Below are 19518 nucleotides of genomic sequence, written 5' to 3'. Positions count from 1 at the left end.
ACTCCTTTGACTGCTGCCATGCCCAAAGCCTAGCGGACGATCGCAGCGAGTCGAGAAAAGGTTGGGGGCAAATCGATACGGAATGATACAGGGTATCAAGCGTACACGAGGGATCGTCAGGTAGATAAAGTATCCGGACAACTAACGATTCCGCTCAATAAAACTTTCATTACAGAAAAAACAAAAAACAGATTTATTCGAATCTACAAGAATCGAAACAACCAAGCACTTTATCAAGCGAACCCACTCAAACTAATTTACTTGCTCTTAAAACAAACGAGAGCAACAACATGACAACGTTAACCATTTTTTTCTGCGGTACCGGTTCCAACAAGTTTGATGACAAACATAAAAGCTTCTGGGATGGCGAAATCGTTTCTACGCTTGCTGCACACCACGGCGGACGCGAATTTGCCGATTGGATCGTCGTCGACGGCCCTGGCAGCGGCAATCTGCAAGCCGATGACCTGTTCACCAAGACCTCCGAATACGGCCTGTCTGGAACCCTGTTCGGTAAAGGCTGGGACGAAAACGTGCAACACGCCATAAATGTCATCAAAGGCAAATGCGACTGGCAGCGTAAACAACTTACCGAGGCAGAATATAACCGTCTGAAAGCCGCAGGCATTCCTATTGAAGATGTGAAAGTGGAAGGCTCCTGGTTGTGGCGCCAATACAACTATGGCGAGCGGAGTATCACGCAGCAGAAATTACAGGAACAGATCATCAAGACTTTCCGCAAGGACAGCATCATTCCCACCCGAGTCAATATGGTCGGCTGGAGCCGTGGGGGGATCAGTTGCCACATGTTGGCCAATGCCATGTTCAAGGACGCTGCCCTCAAACATATTCCGGTGAATATATTTGCGATTGATCCAGTTCCGGGTATCGGCAACTTTCAGGAAAACCGGGTGAAACTTCAGTCCAACGTCAAGGAATACATCGCTTTCTATGCCCGCGACGAGCGCTCGAAAGGCTTCAGTTGCGTGATTCCACAAACAGCCACGGGTACCAGGACCTCGATCTACCCAATGGCCGGTCGCCACGCCACCCTCGCTGGCAACGCTACAGCCCTTGGGGGCGACCCCACCAGCGGCAGCGACCTCAACGCCCTGATCGAGCCCGGCCGCATCGTTCGCCATTTCGCCGAAACCTGCCTCAAACGCTGGGGCGTCCCACTGAGCAAGACCCTCAACCTGAGCAATGCCGACCTGCTCCGATTCACCGGCGCCATCGTCAGCGACGAAGCTCGCTACAAGAAGATGCACAGCCAGTCCTACACCTATTTCACCGAGCTGGACAAAGGCGAGCGCTATGTCTCGCTGGGCAGCAAAGGCGTGCCGTTCTCGGCAGTCAAAGGCACGATCTACCGGCCGGCAACCGGACTGACCACGAGCCTGCTGGATATTTCCGGTTACCAGCATCTGCGTTGAAAAACGTTGAAGAATCGATAGCAACGTCCGGCAAAGAGTTCGTCCCGTTCCTACTTCACGTGATGCCTTGTCGGCTATCGCGAGTTGGTGGTGCGAACCTATAGTCGTGGGTGTCGCTGTGTGTTCAGCGACTCGGGCTTGGTCACCCGATTGGTTCGTGTATACGCATGCACTGTATGCTGCGGGCACTCATTTGCCTGCAGTTTATGGTGACTGTGTTTGGGACACCCTCGGGTGTGCCGGGTATGTGCACGATCCTCACCGGTTGACCAACCCGAACACAGTCGCCTCCTGTCGCTTGGTCACGATGTGGCGGCTTCATTTGCAGCATCTGAGGGTCGAAAAATGAAAGCACGCAGTCAATACACCACCGATCGCTACCGCCCACTCGAATCAAACCTCACCGACAGCAAACCGCTGATCATCGACACACAAGCCAACCCGCAGGACATCCTCGAGTGCGCCGTCCAGCGCCTGCGCGCCTCCAGCGACCTTCTGCAAACCCTGTACTGCCTGAGCTTCAAACAAGCCGACGTCGAAGACATCCCCCACATCACCCACGCCCTGTACCTGCTGACCCAGGACGGCTGCGACCTGCTGCAAGTCGCACAGACACAAATGCTCAACTGGAAAGCGCCGGCCTAAGCCGAGCAGCCTTATCACCGCCGATCCCTGTCGGCGATCAAGCACCAATCATCCTCATCAACACTTCAGCATTGCCTGAAAGTAAGTCACTGGCGTACATTGACCATGATTTTTATTGAGACTTCAGTCTTTACCCGCCGAGTAAGAGAGTTACTGGACGACGATGCCTACGCCACCTTTCAAAAGCAGCTGGTCGCAGACCCTTCCATTGGCGATGTAATCGAAGGGACCGGGGGGTGCGTAAAGCACGAGTCGCCTCCAAAGGCCACGGTAAACGAGGTGGAGCACGGGTTATCTACTACCACTTCGTTTCAGCATCACAGATCGCGTTCTTGATGATTTACTCAAAAAATGAGCAGCAGGATCTTACTCATGACGAACGGAAAGCACTGAAGGCCATGATTGGAAACTGGAGGTAACCATGAGCAAATTTTTTGATGAGCTGATGGAAAGCGTGCAGGAAATGGATGAGATTCTTCGGGGTGAAAAAAAACCTTCCCGCGAATTTCATGTGGATGCATTACAGGTTAAACAGATTCGCAAAGCGACGGGAATGACGCAGGCAAAGTTCGCAGCCTTGATTGATGTCCAGCTCGGGACGTTACGCAATTGGGAGCAAGGTCGTCGTCAGCCGACTGGGCCGGCCAAAGCACTACTCAAGGCCATTCATAACGATCCTGTCCATGTGCTGAGTGCACTGGCTGATTGACAGATAGCCAGGGCAAGCCAAGTCTTTGAGTCCAACCAAGCTACATTTCAGATCGGAAATAAAAAACCGCCCCAAAGGGCGGTTTTTTATTCACTGCAAACCACTACTTACAACTTCGGCCCAGCAGCCTTGATCGCGTCGCTCACTTCGAATTTCTTGAAGTTCTCGATGAACAGACCGGCCAGTGCCTTCGCTGCCTCGTCGTACGCCGCCTTGTCAGCCCAGGTGTTGCGTGGGTTGAGCAGGTTGGTGTCGACGCCCGGTACGGCCAGTGGCACGTCGAGGTTGATGGTGTCGAGGTGTTCGGTGGCTGCACCGATCAGCGCGCCGCTCTGGATCGCGGCGATCACTGCGCGGGTGGTCGGGATGTTGAAGCGTTGGCCGACGCCGTAGCCACCGCCGGTCCAGCCGGTGTTGACCAGGTAGACCTTGGAGCCGAAGCCGCGGATGCGCTTGATCAGCAACTCGGCGTATTCACCAGCCGGACGCGGGAAGAACGGTGCGCCGAAGCAGGTCGAGAAGGTCGACTTGATGCCGCTGCCCGAACCCATTTCAGTCGAGCCCACCAGTGCGGTGTAGCCGGACAGGAAGTGGTAGGCCGCTTGTTCTTCGTTGAGGATCGACACTGGCGGCAGTACGCCGGTCAGGTCGCAGGTCAGGAAGATCACCGCGTTTGGCTCGCCACCCAGGTTCTTCTCGGAACGCTTGGCAACGTGCTCCAGCGGATACGCCGCTCGGCTGTTCTGGGTCAGGCTGACATCGGCGTAGTCGGCGTGCTTGGCATCGTCGATGACGACGTTTTCCAGCACCGCGCCGTGCTTGATGGCTTTCCAGATGACCGGCTCGTTCTTCTCGGAGAGGTCGATGCACTTGGCATAGCAACCGCCTTCGATGTTGAACACCACGCCTTCGCCCCAGCCGTGTTCGTCGTCACCGATCAGGTAACGGCTTTCGTCGGCCGACAGAGTGGTTTTACCAGTGCCCGACAGACCGAAGAACAGGGTCACGTCGCCGTCTTCGCCGATGTTGGCAGCGCAGTGCATTGGCAGCACGTCAGCGGCCGGCAGCAGGAAGTTCTGCACCGAGAACATCGCTTTCTTCATCTCACCGGCGTAACGCATGCCGGCGATCAGCACTTTTTTCTGCGCGAAGTTGATGATCACGCAGCCGTCGGAGTTGGTGCCGTCACGCTCAGGCACGCACTCGAAGTTGGCGACGTTGAGCACTTGCCATTCTTCGCGGCCAGCCGGGTTGTACTGGGCCGGGTTGATGAACAGGCAACGACCGAACAGGTTCTGCCAGGCAGTCTGCGTGGTCATTTTCACGGCCAGGTAGTGATCTTCCGCCGCGCCTACATGCACGTGGGAAACGAAGTGCTCTTGCGCATTGTTGAAGGCCTCGACGCGAGCCCACAGGGCATCGAACTTGTCGGCCGGGAACTTGCGGTTGATCGGGCCCCAGGCGATAGCGGCCTGGGTGGAAGGCTCTTCAACGATGAAACGGTCGACTGGCGAACGGCCGGTGCGGTGACCGGTGCGAACAACCAGAGCGCCGGTATCGGCAAGCTCGCCTTCACCGCGATTCAGGGCTTCTTTTACCAGATCATCAACACTCAGATCGGTGTACACGGCGTTATTGGCTTGCGTCATGAGGTTCCCCGTCGGCCAGTGGCCGAGTGTGCTCCAAACGTTTTGTAGTAGAAAGTCGTGCACTACTACCGCGAAAAAAGTGGGCCGGATTATGCCAGAAAAGCCCAAAAAGAGTAGGGTCCTCCCGTCGTAACGGCGATATTCCGTCATTACGCAGTGAATTTACCTGCGCTGAACCGTTTTAGTGACGGGTATCTGACGGCGTATCGACGCCCGCGCCAGCGAACAATTGAGCGATATCGGCCGCGTCGAACAGGTACTGCTGATTGCAGAACTGGCAATCGATCTCGACTTTGCCGCCCTGCTCGGCTGCCAGCGCCAGCGCATCTTCCAGCCCAAGACTGACCAGCGCATTGCCAGAGCGTTCCCGCGAGCAGCTGCAACTGAAGCGCAGATGCTGCACATCGAACAGGCGCACCTGCTCTTCGTGGTACAGGCGATGCAGCACGGTTTCATTGTCCAGGCTGAGCAGCTCATCGGCGCTCAAAGTGCTGGCCAGTGCGGTGAGGTGCTGCCAGCTGGCGGCCCGTTCTTCTTCGTCTTTCAAGCGATCGGCGGGCAATTGCTGCAGCAGCAGGCCACGGGCACGACGACCGTCGGCGAACAGCTTGAAGCGCGTGCCGACTTGCTGCGACATGACGAAATAATTGGTGAAGCAATCGGAGAGGGTTTCGCCGTCGAGATCGACAATGCCCTGATAGCGCTGGCCCACAGTCGGATCGACAGTCAGGGCGAGAACGCCGTTCGGCATCAGGTCGCTGAGGGTGGCGTCCGCCGCGATCTGCTCGGCGTCATAGCGCGCCAGGCCACGGATTTCGCGCTCGCTGGAGCACTCGATCATCAGCAGCGGAATCGGCCCTTCCGAACGCGCCTGCAAGATCAGCAAGCCATCGAACTTCAGCGTGCCGACCAGCAACGACGCGGCCGCCATCAGTTCGCCGAGCAACTGCGCGACTGGCTCCGGGTACGGGTGCTTGGCGAGGACTTCGGCGTAGCTGCGCTCCAGCGCTACCAGTTCGCCGCGAGTGTCGCTGTCATCGAAGATGAAGCGTTGAGTGAAATCGGTATCCGCTAGGTCGGTCATAGGTCTGGGTATCTGAATGTGATGACAAAATGGTTACAAAACGTGAAAATTTGCGCTTGCTGGCACTTTTTTTGGTGCCGGCGCTTTTCGCCATGGGAGGCATTTTATGAACAATCCGGGTTTGTTCCAATCAAGGTGGAACCTCGGCCGGCTGGTTCTGTGTAACGTAGTGCCGTTGGCGCTACTGGCTTTCTGGTTATGGCCTACCGGTCAGATGCTGTGTGTGATTTTCGACGAGTGGCTGTTCCGCTCGCTGAATGCACCGCTGGCCAGCAACCCGATATGGCTCCACATCTGGGCAATTGCAAGTCTGCGTCCGTTCGACATTGTCGTTGGCCTGATTCTGCTGACGCTGCTGATCAAGGGCGACTGGGTCTTCAGGGCAATCGACGTGCGCCGCGCATTCTTCGGTTTTTTCTCGATCCTGCTGTTGATGGTGGTGATTCGCGCGCTGTTTTCCAAATTCGCCGATCACATGGGCTGGCAGCACAGCAGCCCGTCGATGGTGATCGAGGGCGCCGTGCACATCAGCGATTACTTTCCGCATCTGGAAAAAACCTGGGAGCTGAAGGATCGTTCGGGCCAGAGTTTCCCGGGTGATCATGCCTCGGTGCTGTTGATCTGGGCGTTGTTCATGGGCGTGTTCAGCCGCACCGTCGGCCAGTTTTTCACGATCTGGGGTCTGGCAGTGCTGTTCATGTTGCCGCGCCTGGTGGCTGGCGCGCACTGGGGCCAGGACGATTACATCGGTGGCGTGCTGCTGGCGGTCTGGGCGTTGGGCTGGGGTTACTACACGCCCTTTGCCTGGCACGCGTCGAACTTCTGGTTGAAGCTGACCGCGCCGGTTTTCGCGCTGCTGGGCAAGTTGCCGCTAGTGTCGCGGATGAGTGTGGTGTCTGCCGCACGCTGATGAACCTGTGGCGAGGGAGCTTGCTCCCGCTCGGTTGCGCAGCAGTCGCCATACCGGTCGGTGCATTTGTCGCTTGAGGCGCACTGCTCGACGGTACAGGGCGTCCTTCGGCCGCCAGCGGGAGCAAGCTCCCTCGCCACAATAGTGTTCAACTCACGTCATTCGTTGCTGCTACCGCGAAACTTGAACAGATCGCGCCGCTGCTTCTTGCTCGGCTTGCCATCGGTGCTCACGCCCAACGACCCTGCCTTGCGCATTGCCGCAGCCGCTTCACGCTTGGCGATACTCGCCTCGGTCTCGGCGTACAAGGTCTGCGCCTCGGGTGCGCCCCGACGCACGATCGACAAGGCCTCGACCCTCACGGTGCGCACTTCGAAGCCGGTGCGAATCTCGAACTCATCGCCTATGCGTGGTTCCTTGCCCGGTTTGCAGCGTTCGCCGCGACAATGCACCTTGCCACTTTCGATCGCTGCTTTGGCCAGGGCACGAGTCTTGTAGAAGCGCGCCGCCCATAGCCATTTATCGAGACGGACCTTGTCGTCCTCCTCCTGTTTCTGCGCCATATGAATTCCTCGTTCAGCCAGTAGTCGGAACTGTACTACCGTTTCTGTCGGGCGCAAGAACTCGGCCCACCAGATAGACTGTGATCTTCGCCGCATGACCGGCCTGGAGTGACCGAGTGACAAAATTCCCGACTTCATTGACCTCGCCCAAGGGCGGTTGCCAGGGCTGCCAGCAAAGCGAGCCGCTGGACTTCGATTTTGCCTTCGCCTTCCAGCCGATCGTCGACCTGCGCGATCAGTCCGTGTTTGCCCACGAAGCACTGGTGCGAGGCGTGGCAGGAGAAGGCGCACTGTCCGTGTTAAATCAGGTTACAGAAGACAACCGCTACCGTTTCGACCAGCTCTGCCGGACCCGCGCCATCGAAGGTGCGGCCAGTCTTAATATGCAGACACACTTGTCGATCAACTTTTTGCCCAACGCCGTCTACCGTCCAGAGCTGTGCATTCGCAGCACGCTGGAGGCCGCACGAAAACACAACTTTCCGATCGACCGGCTGATTTTCGAAACCCTGGAAATCGAGCACGTAGATAATTATCGCCATTTGACCAATATTCTGCGTGAATACCGCGAATTCGGCTTCAAGACCGCCATCGACGATTTCGGTGCCGGCTATTCGGGGCTCAATCTGCTGGCTGATTTCCAACCGGACCTGATCAAACTCGACATGGCGCTGATCCGCGATGTCGATCAAGACCGTGTCCGTCAGGTGATCGTGCGGGGGATTGTCACAATGTGTGCGGAGTTGAACGTTACAGTCATCGCCGAGGGCATCGAGAGCATCGGGGAACGGGATTTCCTCGCAGACTGTGGAATATTTCTGATGCAGGGCTACTGGTTCGCCAAACCTGCGTTCAAAGCGTTGCCCCGGGTGCCAGACGAGGCCTGGAAGCGTTAACTCTTGGTTTTTTTCTTTGAAGACATTTGATCATTTGACCGTTGTTGGTCTGCGCGAGTGGGTGGCGCTCCCGGGCCTGGGAGTCGCCGGTCTGCGCGCGAAAATCGACACCGGCGCCAGCACTTCCAGCCTGCACGCCACCGATATCGAACCGTTCGAGCGCGACGGCGAGAAATGGGTGCGCTTCACCGCGCATCTGGGCACGGTGGTGCAATTGCGGCACCGGCGCTGCGAAGCCCCGCTGGTCACGCGCAAAACCATCAAAAGCTCCAATGGCCATGCGCAGGTGCGCTACGTGATCAGCACCACGCTGGCCCTGGGTGATCGGGTCTGGCCGGTGGAATTCACCCTGGCCTGCCGCAAGTCCATGCGTTATCGCCTGTTGCTCGGCTCCAAAGCCCTGATCGATGGCCAGTTGGTGGTCAATCCGGGCATCAAATATGTACAAGACAAGCCGGTGTTCCCGGTATCTACCTCTTCCACAGGTGTTGCATGAAGATCGCTGTGCTGTCGCGTAATCCGCGTCTGTATTCCACCCGCCGTCTGGTCGAAGCCGGAATCGAGCGCGGGCATGAAATGGTGGTGATCGACACCTTGCGCGCCTACATGAACATTGCCAGCCACAAGCCGCAGATCCACTACCGCGGCAAACCGCTGGAAGGTTTTGATGCGGTGATCCCGCGGATCGGCGCGTCGGTAACGTTCTACGGCTGCGCGGTGTTGCGTCAGTTCGAAATGATGGGCGTGTTCCCGCTCAACGAGTCGGTGGCCATTGCTCGCTCCCGGGATAAATTGCGTTCGTTGCAGCTGCTGTCGCGACGCGGGATCGGTTTGCCGGTCACCGGTTTTGCCCACTCGCCAGACGATATTCCCGACCTGATCGCCATGGTCAACGGCGCACCGCTGGTGATCAAGGTGCTCGAAGGCACTCAGGGCATCGGCGTGGTGCTGTGCGAAACCGCAACAGCGGCAGAGTCGGTGATCGAAGCGTTCATGGGCCTGAAGCAGAACATCATGGTCCAGGAATACATCAAGGAAGCCGGCGGCGCGGATATCCGCTGCTTCGTGGTCGGCGACAAGGTGATCGCCGCGATGAAGCGCCAGGCCAAACCGGGCGAGTTCCGTTCCAATCTGCATCGCGGCGGCAGCGCCAGCCTGATCAAGATCACCCCGGAAGAACGCATGACCGCGTTACGCGCCGCCAAGGTGATGGGTCTGGCGGTGGCGGGCGTGGATATCCTGCGTTCCAATCACGGGCCGCTGGTGATGGAAGTGAATTCGTCGCCGGGACTGGAAGGGATCGAGACTACCACCGGCAAGAACGTGGCCGGGATCATCATCGAACACCTGGAAAAGAATGGCGGGCCGAATATGACCCGGACCAAGGGCAAGGGCTAAAGCGAAGAGCAAGAGCCCCTCACCCTAACCCTCTCCCATAGGGAGAGGGGACCGATTGGGGGATATCGGAGAACTACGCCGACTTGAACGAGCAACACTGAATCCATACTCGACCGAATTTTGCAGGTCGATGCATGACGTCAGACACTTCGGTCGGCCCCCTCTCCCTCTGGGAGAGGGCTGGGGGTGAGGGGCTTTTGATCTACACAGCATCCCGGGGCAACATCAATCCCAGCGGCAATCTCACCCGCGCCTCAAGCCCACCTCCGGACCGGTTGCGCAATTCGACATTGCCGCCATGCATCGCCGCAATGCGCTTGACGATCGCCAATCCCAATCCGGTGCCCTTGCCCCCCCGCGCCCGATCGCCTCGGGTGAACGGGTTGAAGATCGCCTCAAGCTCCGACGGATCGATCCCCGCGCCACGGTCCATCACACTCAGGACTACGTACGGCGCGCTGGTATCTCCCGACACATAGGCCGCCACTTCCACGCCGGTGCCGGCATGGTTCAAGGCGTTGCCGATCAGGTTGTTGAGCAGGCGTTTCATCGACACGCGACGCAGCGGGAATGGCTGGATCGGTTCCAGACGCAAACGCACTTTTTCTTCGTTCTGGTTATACGGCGCGGCGACTTCACGCACCAGATCACTGAGGTCGACTTCTTCCACCGATTCGTCGCGACCGTCGCGAATGAACGCGAGGAACTGGTCGAGAATCGCGTCCATGTCCTCGATGTCGCGGACCATGTCGTCGGTGAGGTCGGTGTGGTCGCCCATCAATTCCAGCGACAGGCGCAAGCGTGTCAGCGGCGTGCGCAAGTCATGGGACACCCCCGCCAGCATCAGCTCACGTTCGCGCCCGGCCTGTTCGACGTCTTCGGCCATCTGGTTGAACGCGCGGTAGACCTCGGTCATTTCGCTGGGCGTATCGCTGATCGGCAGGCGTACGCTGCGGCCCTGGCCAAGTTGCCGCGCGGCATAGACGAGTCGCTTCAACGGCTGGTTGAGCTGGCTGACGAAAATCCATGCCGATGCAGTGGACAAGAGGCCGATGGCAAGGAACCAGCCGAGCACGTTCCAGATTTTCTGACCGCGCAGCGGATGTGGATACAACGGTACTTTCAGCCAGCCATCGCCCAGGCTCGGCGCGCGAACCCACAACGCTGGCGGCGAATGCATGCGCAAACGCACTTCGGTGTCGGCACCCAGTTCCGCCTGCATCTGCCGCTGATAGATTTCGCTGTACGGCCAGTGCTGTTCGCCTTCCGGCACACCGGCACCGACCACACGAATCAGGGTCGCGGCATCGGCAATTTTTGCGCGGTTTTCTTCATCGGCGGCCCAATAGGCGCGCAGCGTCAGAGCGACACCGTGACTGTATTGGCGATCCACCAGCACGTCCTCGTTCATCAACAGATAAACCAGGGTCAGCGCCTTGGAAAACAGCACGACGATAAGCACCAGCCAAAGGGTGCGAGAGAAAAAGCTTTGGGGGAACCAGACGGGGGTTTTCATCTTTAACCGCTACACACTTGCAGGAGCGAGCAATGCTCGCATATTGCGGATTGCGAGTCTGTGGCAATGGCCGTGCGACCAATACCGGCAGACCCGCTCCTACAAATCACCGATCACTTGGTGGCGGTGCCATCCGGTACGAACACGTAGCCCACGCCCCAGACGGTCTGGATATAGCGCGGTTTCGACGCATCGGGTTCGATCATCCGGCGCAGACGCGAGATCTGCACGTCGATGGAACGCTCCAGTGCATCCCATTCCCGGCCACGGGCGAGGTTCATCAGTTTGTCGCGGGTCAGCGGCTGACGCGCGTTCATCACCAGCGCCTTGAGCACAGCGAATTCACCGGTGGTGAGCATGTGCACTTCATCGCCCCGCTTGAGTTCGCGGGTGGCCAGTGACAACACGTAATCACCGAAGGTGACGTTTTCGTCTTCACTGCCCGGCGCGCCCGGTACCGGTGCGGCCTGACGGCGCAATACCGCTTTGACCCGCGCCATCAGCTCGTCCGGGTTGAACGGCTTGGCCAGGTAATCGTCGGCGCCCAGTTCGAGGCCCTTGATACGGCTCAGCTCATCGCCCTTGGCGGTGAGCATGATGATCGGAATCTGGTTGTTCGCGCCACGCAGGCGGCGGCACGCGGTCAGGCCGTCTTCGCCCGGCAGCATCAGGTCGAGGACGACCAGATTGAACACTTCACGCGCCAGCAGACGATCCATCTGCTCGGTGTTCGGAACGGTACGGGCACGGTAGCCCTTGCTGACGAAGAAACGCTCCAGCAGGCTGCTCAGCCCCGGATCGTCATCAACGATAAGAATTTTTTCGCCTTCAGCCGTTTGTGCAGTGCTGCTCATTGGATGCTCCTTTTAGCTCGGCGCGCATTATGGCGTAGCTGCCGTTATACGCACCGTGTGCATTGTTAGCAGATTTTTCCTTCACTGCCAGAAAACCGGGGTTTATGCCTACAGCCTGCAACGCCCCCGAATGACAGAACGCTGGTTATAATGCGCGGCGTTTTGCGCCAGGCAACGTCTGAATCGTTACCGTAAGTGGCCGGTATTTTTTCCGGCCCTGTGCAGCAACTGTTCGATTTCACGGGTCAATGGACAGCCTCTTGATCCAGGCAGCGGCCATTTTCCAGCCGCTCAATCAGCCTCCAGGCCTTTATCAGCGTGCCTGTGAGCCTGCTTTCACACTATGTCAGGTGGTTTTATGGACAGCATCAACAGCCGCATCGCCGAGGAACTCGGCGTACGCCCACAACAGGTCGAAGCGGCCGTCGCGCTACTCGATGAAGGTTCTACCGTTCCCTTCATCGCCCGTTACCGAAAAGAAGTGACCGGCAGCCTCGATGACACCCAGTTGCGTCATCTGGAAGAGCGCCTGCGCTACCTGCGAGAACTCGACGAACGGCGCATCAGCATCCTCGCCAGCATCGAAGAGCAAGGCAAACTCACCCCGGCCCTCGAGCGTGACATCAAGCTCGCCGACACCAAGACGCGCCTCGAGGACCTGTACCTGCCGTACAAGCAGAAGCGCCGCACCAAAGGCCAGATCGCCCTTGAAGCCGGCCTCGGCGAACTGGCCGACGGCCTGTTCAACGACCCGAACCTGGCGCCGGAAACCGAAGCCGCGCGCTTCGTCGACGCCGAAAAAGGCGTGGCCGACGTCAAGGCTGCGCTGGAAGGCGCCAAGTACATCCTCATGGAGCGTTTCGCCGAAGACGCCGCCCTGCTGGAAAAACTACGTAATTTCCTCAAGCAGGAAGCGATCCTCAGTGCCCGCGTCATCGCTGGCAAGGAAGAGGAAGGCGCCAAGTTCCGTGATTACTTCGAACACGACGAGCCGCTGAAAAGCATGCCGTCGCACCGCGCCCTGGCGATTTTCCGCGGTCGCAACGAAGGCATTCTCAGCTCCGCGCTGAAAGTCGGCGATGAGCTGCCCGGCACCATGCACCCGTGCGAAGGCATGATCGCCCAGCAGTTCGGCATTCAGAACCAGAACCGCCCGGCGGACAAATGGCTGAGCGAAGTAGTGCGCTGGACCTGGAAGGTCAAGCTCTACACCCACCTGGAAACCGACCTGCTCGGTGAGTTGCGCGACGGCGCCGAAACCGAAGCGATCAACGTTTTCGCGCACAACCTGCACGACCTGCTGCTGGCCGCTCCGGCCGGCCCGCGCGCCACCCTGGGCCTCGACCCGGGTCTGCGCACCGGCTGCAAGGTTGCTGTAGTCGACTCCACCGGCAAGCTGCTCGATCACGCCACGGTGTACCCGCACGTGCCCCACAACAAATGGGATCAGACCATCGCCATCCTCGCCGCGCTATGCGCCAAGCACTCGGTGGACCTGATCGCCATCGGCAACGGCACCGCCAGCCGTGAGACCGACAAGCTGGCGATCGAGCTGATCAAAAAATATCCAGCGATGAAGATGACCAAGGTCATGGTGTCCGAAGCCGGCGCCTCGGTGTACTCCGCATCGGAACTGGCGGCCAAGGAATTCCCGGACCTCGACGTGTCGATCCGTGGTGCCGTGTCGATCGCCCGTCGTCTGCAGGACCCGCTCGCCGAGCTGGTGAAAATCGACCCGAAATCCATCGGTGTCGGCCAGTACCAGCACGATGTCTCGCAGCTGAAACTGGCGCGTGGTCTTGACGCGGTGGTCGAGGACTGCGTGAACGCCGTGGGCGTGGATGTGAACACCGCCTCCGTGGCACTGCTGGCGCGGATCTCCGGCCTCAATGCGACGCTGGCGCAGAACATCGTTGCTCACCGTGACGAACACGGCGCATTCAAGACCCGTGCGGCGCTGAAGAAAGTGGCGCGACTGGGCGAAAAAACCTTCGAACAGGCCGCCGGTTTCTTGCGCGTGATGAACGGCGACAATCCGCTGGATTCTTCGGCGGTGCACCCGGAAGCCTATCCGCTGGTGCAGCGTATTGCCGCGCAAACCGACCGTGATATTCGCTCGCTGATCGGCGATGCCGCGTTCCTCAAGCGTCTGGATCCGAAGAAATTCACCGACGAAACCTTCGGTCTGCCGACCGTTACCGACATCCTGCAAGAACTGGAAAAACCCGGTCGCGATCCGCGTCCGGAGTTCAAGACCGCCGAGTTCCAGGAAGGCGTCGAAGACCTCAAGGACCTGCAACTGGGGATGATCCTCGAAGGCGTGGTAACCAACGTTACCGCGTTCGGTGCATTCGTCGACATCGGCGTACATCAGGACGGTTTGGTGCACATCTCGGCGCTGTCGGAGAAGTTCATCAAGGACCCACGCGAAGCGGTCAAGGCCGGTGACGTGGTGAAAGTGAAAGTCATGGAAGTCGATATCCCGCGCAAACGCGTCGGCCTGTCGATGCGCATGAGCGACACCCCGGGCGAAAAAATCGACGGCGCCCGTGGCTCGCGTCCGGGCTCGGCACCGCGCCAGTCCTCCGGCAACGCGCCGCGCAAGGAAACCGCGACCGCCGCGCCGGTGAACAACGCGATGGCCTCGCTGTTCGCCAACGCCAAGCAGTTGAAGAAACGCTGATGGAAATGCCGGCCGGGCTCGTCGAGAGCGCGTTTTTCAAGCTGTTGGGCTGTCGCCTGCACAGCCTCGAAACCGGGGTCGCGCAAGTCGCCCTGGCGCTTGAGCACGAGCTGCGCAATCGCGGCGGCAAACTGCACGGCGGCGCGCTGTTCAGTCTGGTCGACATCGCCATGGGCCTGGCTTGTTCCAGCAGCCATGGCTTCGATCAGCAGAGCGCAACCATCGAGTGCAAGATCAACTACATCCGCGCCGTTTCCGACGGCGAGGTGCTGTGCACGGCCCGGGTGATCCACCCGGGCCGGCGCACGCTGGTGGTCGAAGCCGAGGTGATGCAAGGCGACAAGCTGGTCGCAAAAGCGCAAGGCACCTTCGCTGTCCTGTAGATGTTGCTCATCATTTTGAGTTAATTTCGGCGCAACGAATCCTGTGGGAGCGAGCCTGCTCGCGAAGACGGTATGTCAGTCGACGGTGATATTGACTGCAAAACCCTCTTCGCGAGCAGGCTCGCTCCCACAGGGATTGTGCAGTTCTTGACTGACCGGCAAATGGCCTGCCGCTACAAAACCAGGCGATCACGCCAGTTTCAACTTCACCCTTGTAGACCGTCCTGCCCACCCCCATATTGGGGCGACTGACGCGTGAAGGAATCCAAATTGAGCGAACTTCTCAACCGCCGCCTGGCTCTGCTCGGCGAGCGCGCCAACCTCTCTCTGCTCAAGCAGTGCCTGCACGGTATCGAACGTGAATGCCTGCGTGTGACCAGTGAAGGTCGCCTGGCGCAAACGCCGCACCCCGAAGCCCTGGGTTCCGCGCTGACCAACGAACAGATCACCACCGACTACTCCGAGTCGCTGCTGGAATTCATCACGCCTGCCCTGCCGGATCCTGCCGACACGCTGGCGAGCCTGGACAAGATTCACCGCTTTGCCTACAGCAAGCTCGGCAACGAGTACCTGTGGAGTCCATCGATGCCGTGCCCGTTGCCGGCCGAGGAAGACATCCCGATCGCCTATTACGGCACCTCCAACATCGGTCAGCTCAAGTACGTCTATCGCAAGGGTCTGGCCCTGCGCTACGGCAAGACCATGCAGTGCATCGCCGGGATTCACTACAACTTTTCCCTGCCAGAACAGCTCTGGCCATTGCTGCGCGAGGCCGAAGGCTTCGTCGGCACTGATCGCGATTTCCAGTCGGTGTCCTATATCGCCCTGATTCGCAACTTCCGCCGCTACAGCTGGCTGCTGATGTACCTGTTCGGCGCATCGCCGGCACTGGATGCCGGTTTCCTGCGCGGGCGTTCGCATCAACTCGAACAGCTTGATCCGGACACGCTGTATCTGCCGTACGCGACCAGCCTGCGCATGAGCGATCTCGGTTATCAGAGCAACGCCCAGGCCGGCCTGACGCCCTGCTACAACGATCTGGCCAGTTACACCGACAGCCTGCGCGAAGCGGTGGCCACGCCTTACGCGCCGTACGTTGAAGTGGGCACGCACAAGGATGGCGAGTGGGTGCAGCTCAACACCAACATCCTGCAGATCGAAAACGAGTACTACTCCAACATCCGCCCGAAACGCGTGACCTACACCGGCGAACGGCCGATCCAGGCGCTGATGGCGCGCGGCATTCAATACGTCGAAGTGCGCTGCCTGGACATCAACCCGTTCCTGCCGATGGGCATCGACCTCACCGAATCGCGCTTCATCGACGCTTTCCTGCTGTACTGCGCGCTGAACGACAGCCCGCTGCTGACCAACACTTCGTGTGGCAACGCCACCTCGAACTTCCTCAGCGTGGTCAAGGAAGGCCGCCGTCCGGGCCTGCAATTGCAACGTGACGGTCAGCCGGTCGAGATGAAGCAATGGGCGGCCGAGCTGCTCGAGCAGATTGCTCCACTGGCGGCGATGCTCGATCAGAGCGTCGGCGGCGATGCCCACAGCAAGGCGCTGGATGCCCAACTGGCCAAGGTCAACGATCCGTCCCTGACGCCATCGGCGCAGGTGCTGGCCGCCATGGCCGAGCACAAGGAAAGCTTCGCGCAGTTCTCCCTGCGCCAGAGCCAGGTCCATGCCGAGTTCTTCCGTCGCGAACCGCTGGCGGCTGACGAGCAAGCGAAGTTTGAAGAACTGGCCCGGGCGTCGCTGGCGCAGCAGACCGAGCTTGAGCAGAACGAAGTCGGCGATTTCGATGTGTTTGTCGGCGCGTATCAGGCGAGCATCCTCGCCATCAGTAACTGATCAAATTTCTCTGTGGCGAGGGAGCTTGCTCCCGCTCGGCTGCGCAGCAGTCGCAAATTATCCAACGCGGCGCATCAGCTGAAATGCGTTAACGGATTTGGGAGTCCTTCGGCCTCCAGCGGGAGCAAGCTCCCTCGCCACAAGTGCCAACCGCCCGCTGTGCTTAGATTTTTCCGCTCATAAGCTCATTCGAAAAAGTTATTTATTTCTAGATTCTTAGATCATTTAGTCTCCGTTCACGCCGACATTCGGTCGCCTGATCTGGAGCTCCCAATTGAAACTGAATTTCCCGCTTCGCCTGCTCGCCGTGGCCTCTCTGGCTGCTGCAAGCTTCCTGGCCCAGGCGGCCGATCTCACCGTTGCCTACCAGACCACCGTCGACCCGGCGAAAGTCGCTCAGGCCGACGGGGCCTACGAGAAAGCCACCAAGGCCGACATCAGCTGGCGCAAGTTCGATAACGGCGCCGACATCATCGCCGCCATCGCGTCCGGGGATGTGCAGATCGGCTACCTCGGTTCGAGCCCGTTGACCGCTGCGATCACCCGCAAAGTGCCGGTGGAAACCTTCCTGATTGCCACGCAGATCGGCGCCGCTGAAGCGCTGGTCGCGCGCGACGGCTCCGGCATCAAAACGCCGCAGGATCTGATCGGCAAGAAAATCGCCGTGCCGTTCGTGTCCACCGGGCATTACAGCCTGCTCGCCGCGCTCAAGCACTGGAACATCGATCCGTCGAAAGTCACCGTGCTCAACCTCGCGCCGCCGGCGATTATCGCCGCGTGGAAACGCGGCGACATCGACGCCACTTACGTTTGGGATCCGGCACTGGGCGTGGCCAAGGAAAACGGCAAAGTGCTGATCACCTCCGGCGAGCTGGCCAAGTTCGGCGCGCCGACATTCGATGCGTGGATCGTGCGCAAGGACTTCGCCGAGAAGCATCCGGACATCGTCACCGCGTTTGCCAAGGTCACCCTCGACGCCTACGCCGACTACCGCAAGGATCCGAAAGCGTGGCTGGCGAATCAGTCCAACGTCGACAAATTGGTGAAACTGTCCGGCGCCAAGGCCAGCGACATTCCGTTGCTGCTGCAGGGCAACGTCTACCCGCTGGCGGCGGATCAGGTCAGTGACCTCGGCGCGCCGACCACCAAAGCCATCACCGACACCGCCGCGTTCCTCAAGGAGCAGGGCAAGGTCGAAGCCGTGCTGCCGGACTACGCGCCGTACGTCAGCGCCAAATACATCACCAACTGAACCGGAGATCACAGCGATGGCCTTGCTACAGCTGGAGCGCATCAGCGCACAGTACCCGGGCAGCCCGGAGCCGGTGCTGGCGGATATTTCTCTGACCCTGGGGCCGCAGCAATTGCTGGTCGCCCTTGGCCCGTCCGGCAGTGGCAAGACTTCACTGTTGAACCTGATTGCCGGTTTCGTCGAACCAAGTGCCGGACGCATCACCCTTGACGGCGTGCCGGTCAAAGGCCCGAGCGCCGAGCGCGGCGTGGTGTTCCAGGACGACGCCTTGCTGCCCTGGCAGGACGTGCTCGCCAACGTTGCCTTCGGCCTCGAACTGGCCGGTGTCGGCAGGGACAAACGCGAGCAGCGCGCTCGGGAAATGCTCGCACTGGTCGATCTCGCCGGTTTCGAAGACCGGCGCATCTGGCAATTGTCCGGGGGCCAGAAACAACGCGTCGGCCTCGCCCGCGCCCTCGCCGCCGATCCACGCGTGCTGCTGATGGACGAACCCTTCGGCGCGCTTGATGCATTTACTCGCGAGCAGATGCAGGAGCTGTTGCTGCAAGTCTGGCAGCGCACCGCCAAACCGGTTTTCCTGATTACCCACGACATTGAAGAAGCGGTGTTCCTCGCCACAGACCTGATTCTGCTGGCACCCAATCCAGGGCAGATCGTTGAGCGTCTGCAGCTGGATTTCGGTCAGCGCTACGCCGCTGGCGAGTCGGCCCGCGCGATCAAATCCGATCCGCGTTTTATCGAAACCCGCGAACACGTGCTGAGCAAAGTCTTCTCGCAACGCAGCGCCGTACCCCGGCAGGAGCGCGCATGAGCAGTTACGACGTTTCCGCTGCGGCGGTGAAAACCCCTTCGGTGAGCATTCCGGTACGCCGTAGCCTCAGCACGCGCTGGATCAGCCTGCTGACCCTGTTCGGCCTGTTGGCAATCTGGTGGGCGGTGACCGCTAGCGGCCTGATCGAACCGCTGTTCCTGCCGCCACCTTCTGCCGTGTTGCAAAAGGGCTGGCTGCTGGCGACTTCCGGATACATGGATTCGACGTTGTGGCAGCACTTGGGCGCCAGCCTGAGCCGCATTGGTCTGGGCCTGGGTTTTGCCATCCTGACCGCCGTGCCGGTGGGCATTGCCATCGGCGCCAACCGCATCGCCCGTGGCGTGCTCGATCCGCTGATCGAGTTCTATCGCCCTATCCCGCCGCTGGCCTATCTGCCGCTGATCGTGATCTGGTGCGGCATCGGCGAGTTGTCGAAAGTGCTGCTGATCTACCTGGCGATTTTTGCGCCGATTGCCATTGCCACAGCGACCGGTGTGCGCACGGTCGACCCGGCAAAACTGCGCGCGGCGCAGTCGTTGGGCGCGACGCGCGCGCAGCTGATTCGCCATGTGATTCTGCCCAGCGCCTTGCCGGACATTCTCACTGGCGTGCGCATTGGCCTGGGGGTTGGCTGGTCGACCCTGGTCGCCGCTGAGCTGATCGCGGCCACCAGTGGCCTGGGTTTCATGGTGCAATCGGCCGCGCAATTTCTGGTCACCGATGTGGTGGTGCTGGGGATTCTGGTCATCGCCCTGATCGCCTTCGCCATGGAGATGGGCCTGCGCGCCTTGCAGCGCAAACTGGTGCCGTGGCACGGCCAGGCGCACTGACAAATTTCAAATCAATCCCCTGTGTAGGAGCTGCCGAAGGCTGCGATC

Annotated in this window: 18 protein-coding genes and 1 pseudogene; 14 read left to right on the top strand and 5 right to left on the bottom strand. The window is 59.7% G+C overall.

Features of this window, described 5'->3' with window-relative positions:
* Positions 1-290 precede the first annotated feature (290 nt).
* The 4 genes and pseudogenes from DCO47_RS02705 to nadS all read left to right on the top strand — a co-directional run bounded on the left by DCO47_RS02705 (position 291) and on the right by nadS (position 2787).
* The gene (locus tag DCO47_RS02705) at positions 291-1433 is read left to right on the top strand and encodes a hypothetical protein (RefSeq protein WP_064363395.1); all 1143 of its coding nucleotides are present in this window, start codon (positions 291-293) and stop codon (positions 1431-1433) included.
* Positions 1434-1778: 345 nt separating this feature from the next.
* Positions 1779-2078: a hypothetical protein gene (locus tag DCO47_RS02700; RefSeq protein ID WP_064363396.1), complete on the top strand. Its 300-nt coding sequence runs from the start codon at positions 1779-1781 to the stop codon at positions 2076-2078.
* Positions 2079-2183: 105 nt separating this feature from the next.
* Positions 2184-2497, top strand: a pseudogene (locus tag DCO47_RS02695) (type II toxin-antitoxin system RelE/ParE family toxin).
* Positions 2498-2499: 2 nt separating this feature from the next.
* On the top strand, positions 2500-2787 hold the full coding sequence (gene nadS / locus DCO47_RS02690) for a NadS family protein (RefSeq protein ID WP_064363398.1): 288 nt from the start codon (positions 2500-2502) through the stop codon (positions 2785-2787).
* A 107-nt stretch (positions 2788-2894) separates the two neighbouring features.
* Here nadS and DCO47_RS02685 read toward each other — a convergent pair whose 3' ends face one another.
* Positions 2895-4436 carry a phosphoenolpyruvate carboxykinase gene (locus DCO47_RS02685; RefSeq protein ID WP_016772179.1) on the bottom strand — a complete coding sequence of 514 codons (1542 nt, stop codon included), beginning with the start codon at positions 4434-4436 and terminating at the stop codon, positions 2895-2897.
* Between the two features lie 181 nt (positions 4437-4617).
* Positions 4618-5520 (bottom strand): Hsp33 family molecular chaperone HslO, encoded by a 903-nt coding sequence (gene hslO / locus DCO47_RS02680; protein ID WP_042608585.1) that lies wholly within the window; start codon positions 5518-5520, stop codon positions 4618-4620.
* A gap of 106 nt (positions 5521-5626) precedes the next feature.
* On the opposite strand from hslO, the gene DCO47_RS02675 reads away from it, so the two are divergent.
* Positions 5627-6430: a phosphatase PAP2 family protein gene (locus tag DCO47_RS02675; RefSeq protein WP_116657388.1), complete on the top strand. Its 804-nt coding sequence runs from the start codon at positions 5627-5629 to the stop codon at positions 6428-6430.
* Positions 6431-6588: 158 nt separating this feature from the next.
* Here the strand turns inward: DCO47_RS02675 and DCO47_RS02670 are convergent, their stop codons facing one another.
* Positions 6589-6993 carry an RNA-binding S4 domain-containing protein gene (locus DCO47_RS02670; protein ID WP_042608583.1) on the bottom strand — a complete coding sequence of 135 codons (405 nt, stop codon included), beginning with the start codon at positions 6991-6993 and terminating at the stop codon, positions 6589-6591.
* A 116-nt stretch (positions 6994-7109) separates the two neighbouring features.
* On the opposite strand from DCO47_RS02670, the gene DCO47_RS02665 reads away from it, so the two are divergent.
* Genes DCO47_RS02665 through rimK form a run of 3 tightly spaced genes read left to right on the top strand, consistent with a single transcriptional unit; the run spans position 7110 to position 9287 of the window.
* The gene (locus DCO47_RS02665; RefSeq protein WP_116657387.1) at positions 7110-7889 is read left to right on the top strand and encodes an EAL domain-containing protein; all 780 of its coding nucleotides are present in this window, start codon (positions 7110-7112) and stop codon (positions 7887-7889) included.
* A gap of 34 nt (positions 7890-7923) precedes the next feature.
* Positions 7924-8385, top strand: coding sequence for an ATP-dependent zinc protease (locus tag DCO47_RS02660; protein ID WP_172667902.1), 462 nt, complete (start codon positions 7924-7926; stop codon positions 8383-8385).
* Complete coding sequence (gene rimK / locus DCO47_RS02655) at positions 8382-9287, top strand: 30S ribosomal protein S6--L-glutamate ligase (protein WP_024011184.1); 906 nt, start codon at positions 8382-8384, stop codon at positions 9285-9287. The genes DCO47_RS02660 and rimK overlap by 4 nt, the downstream gene beginning before the upstream one ends.
* Before the next feature lie 202 nt (positions 9288-9489).
* Here rimK and DCO47_RS02650 read toward each other — a convergent pair whose 3' ends face one another.
* Positions 9490-10803, bottom strand: a complete 1314-nt coding sequence (locus DCO47_RS02650) for an ATP-binding protein (protein WP_016770645.1) — start codon at positions 10801-10803, stop codon at positions 9490-9492.
* Between the two features lie 113 nt (positions 10804-10916).
* Entirely contained in the window at positions 10917-11657 is a 741-nt protein-coding gene (gene ompR / locus DCO47_RS02645) for a two-component system response regulator OmpR (protein ID WP_042608581.1), read from the bottom strand.
* A gap of 358 nt (positions 11658-12015) precedes the next feature.
* On the opposite strand from ompR, the gene DCO47_RS02640 reads away from it, so the two are divergent.
* The 6 genes from DCO47_RS02640 to tauC all read left to right on the top strand — a co-directional run bounded on the left by DCO47_RS02640 (position 12016) and on the right by tauC (position 19470).
* Positions 12016-14340 (top strand): Tex family protein, encoded by a 2325-nt coding sequence (locus DCO47_RS02640; RefSeq protein ID WP_042608580.1) that lies wholly within the window; start codon positions 12016-12018, stop codon positions 14338-14340.
* A complete protein-coding gene (locus tag DCO47_RS02635) occupies positions 14340-14723 on the top strand; it encodes a PaaI family thioesterase (protein WP_116657386.1) in 384 nt (127 codons plus the stop codon). Before DCO47_RS02640 ends, DCO47_RS02635 begins: the two co-directional genes overlap by 1 nt.
* A 270-nt stretch (positions 14724-14993) precedes the next feature.
* The gene (gene gshA, locus DCO47_RS02630; RefSeq protein ID WP_065615362.1) at positions 14994-16577 is read left to right on the top strand and encodes a glutamate--cysteine ligase; all 1584 of its coding nucleotides are present in this window, start codon (positions 14994-14996) and stop codon (positions 16575-16577) included.
* 274 nt (positions 16578-16851) lie between these two features.
* A complete protein-coding gene (tauA, locus tag DCO47_RS02625; protein WP_064361594.1) occupies positions 16852-17829 on the top strand; it encodes a taurine ABC transporter substrate-binding protein in 978 nt (325 codons plus the stop codon).
* A 16-nt stretch (positions 17830-17845) separates the two neighbouring features.
* Positions 17846-18640, top strand: a complete 795-nt coding sequence (tauB, locus tag DCO47_RS02620) for a taurine ABC transporter ATP-binding subunit (RefSeq protein ID WP_042608577.1) — start codon at positions 17846-17848, stop codon at positions 18638-18640.
* Positions 18637-19470, top strand: coding sequence for a taurine ABC transporter permease TauC (tauC, locus tag DCO47_RS02615; protein ID WP_064361595.1), 834 nt, complete (start codon positions 18637-18639; stop codon positions 19468-19470). The genes tauB and tauC overlap by 4 nt, the downstream gene beginning before the upstream one ends.
* Positions 19471-19518: the final 48 nt, after the last annotated feature.

This window comes from Pseudomonas sp. NDM, from assembly GCF_003105095.1.
Lineage (GTDB): Bacteria > Pseudomonadota > Gammaproteobacteria > Pseudomonadales > Pseudomonadaceae > Aquipseudomonas > Aquipseudomonas moraviensis_A.
This window is presented reverse-complemented; position numbering and strand designations above follow the sequence as displayed.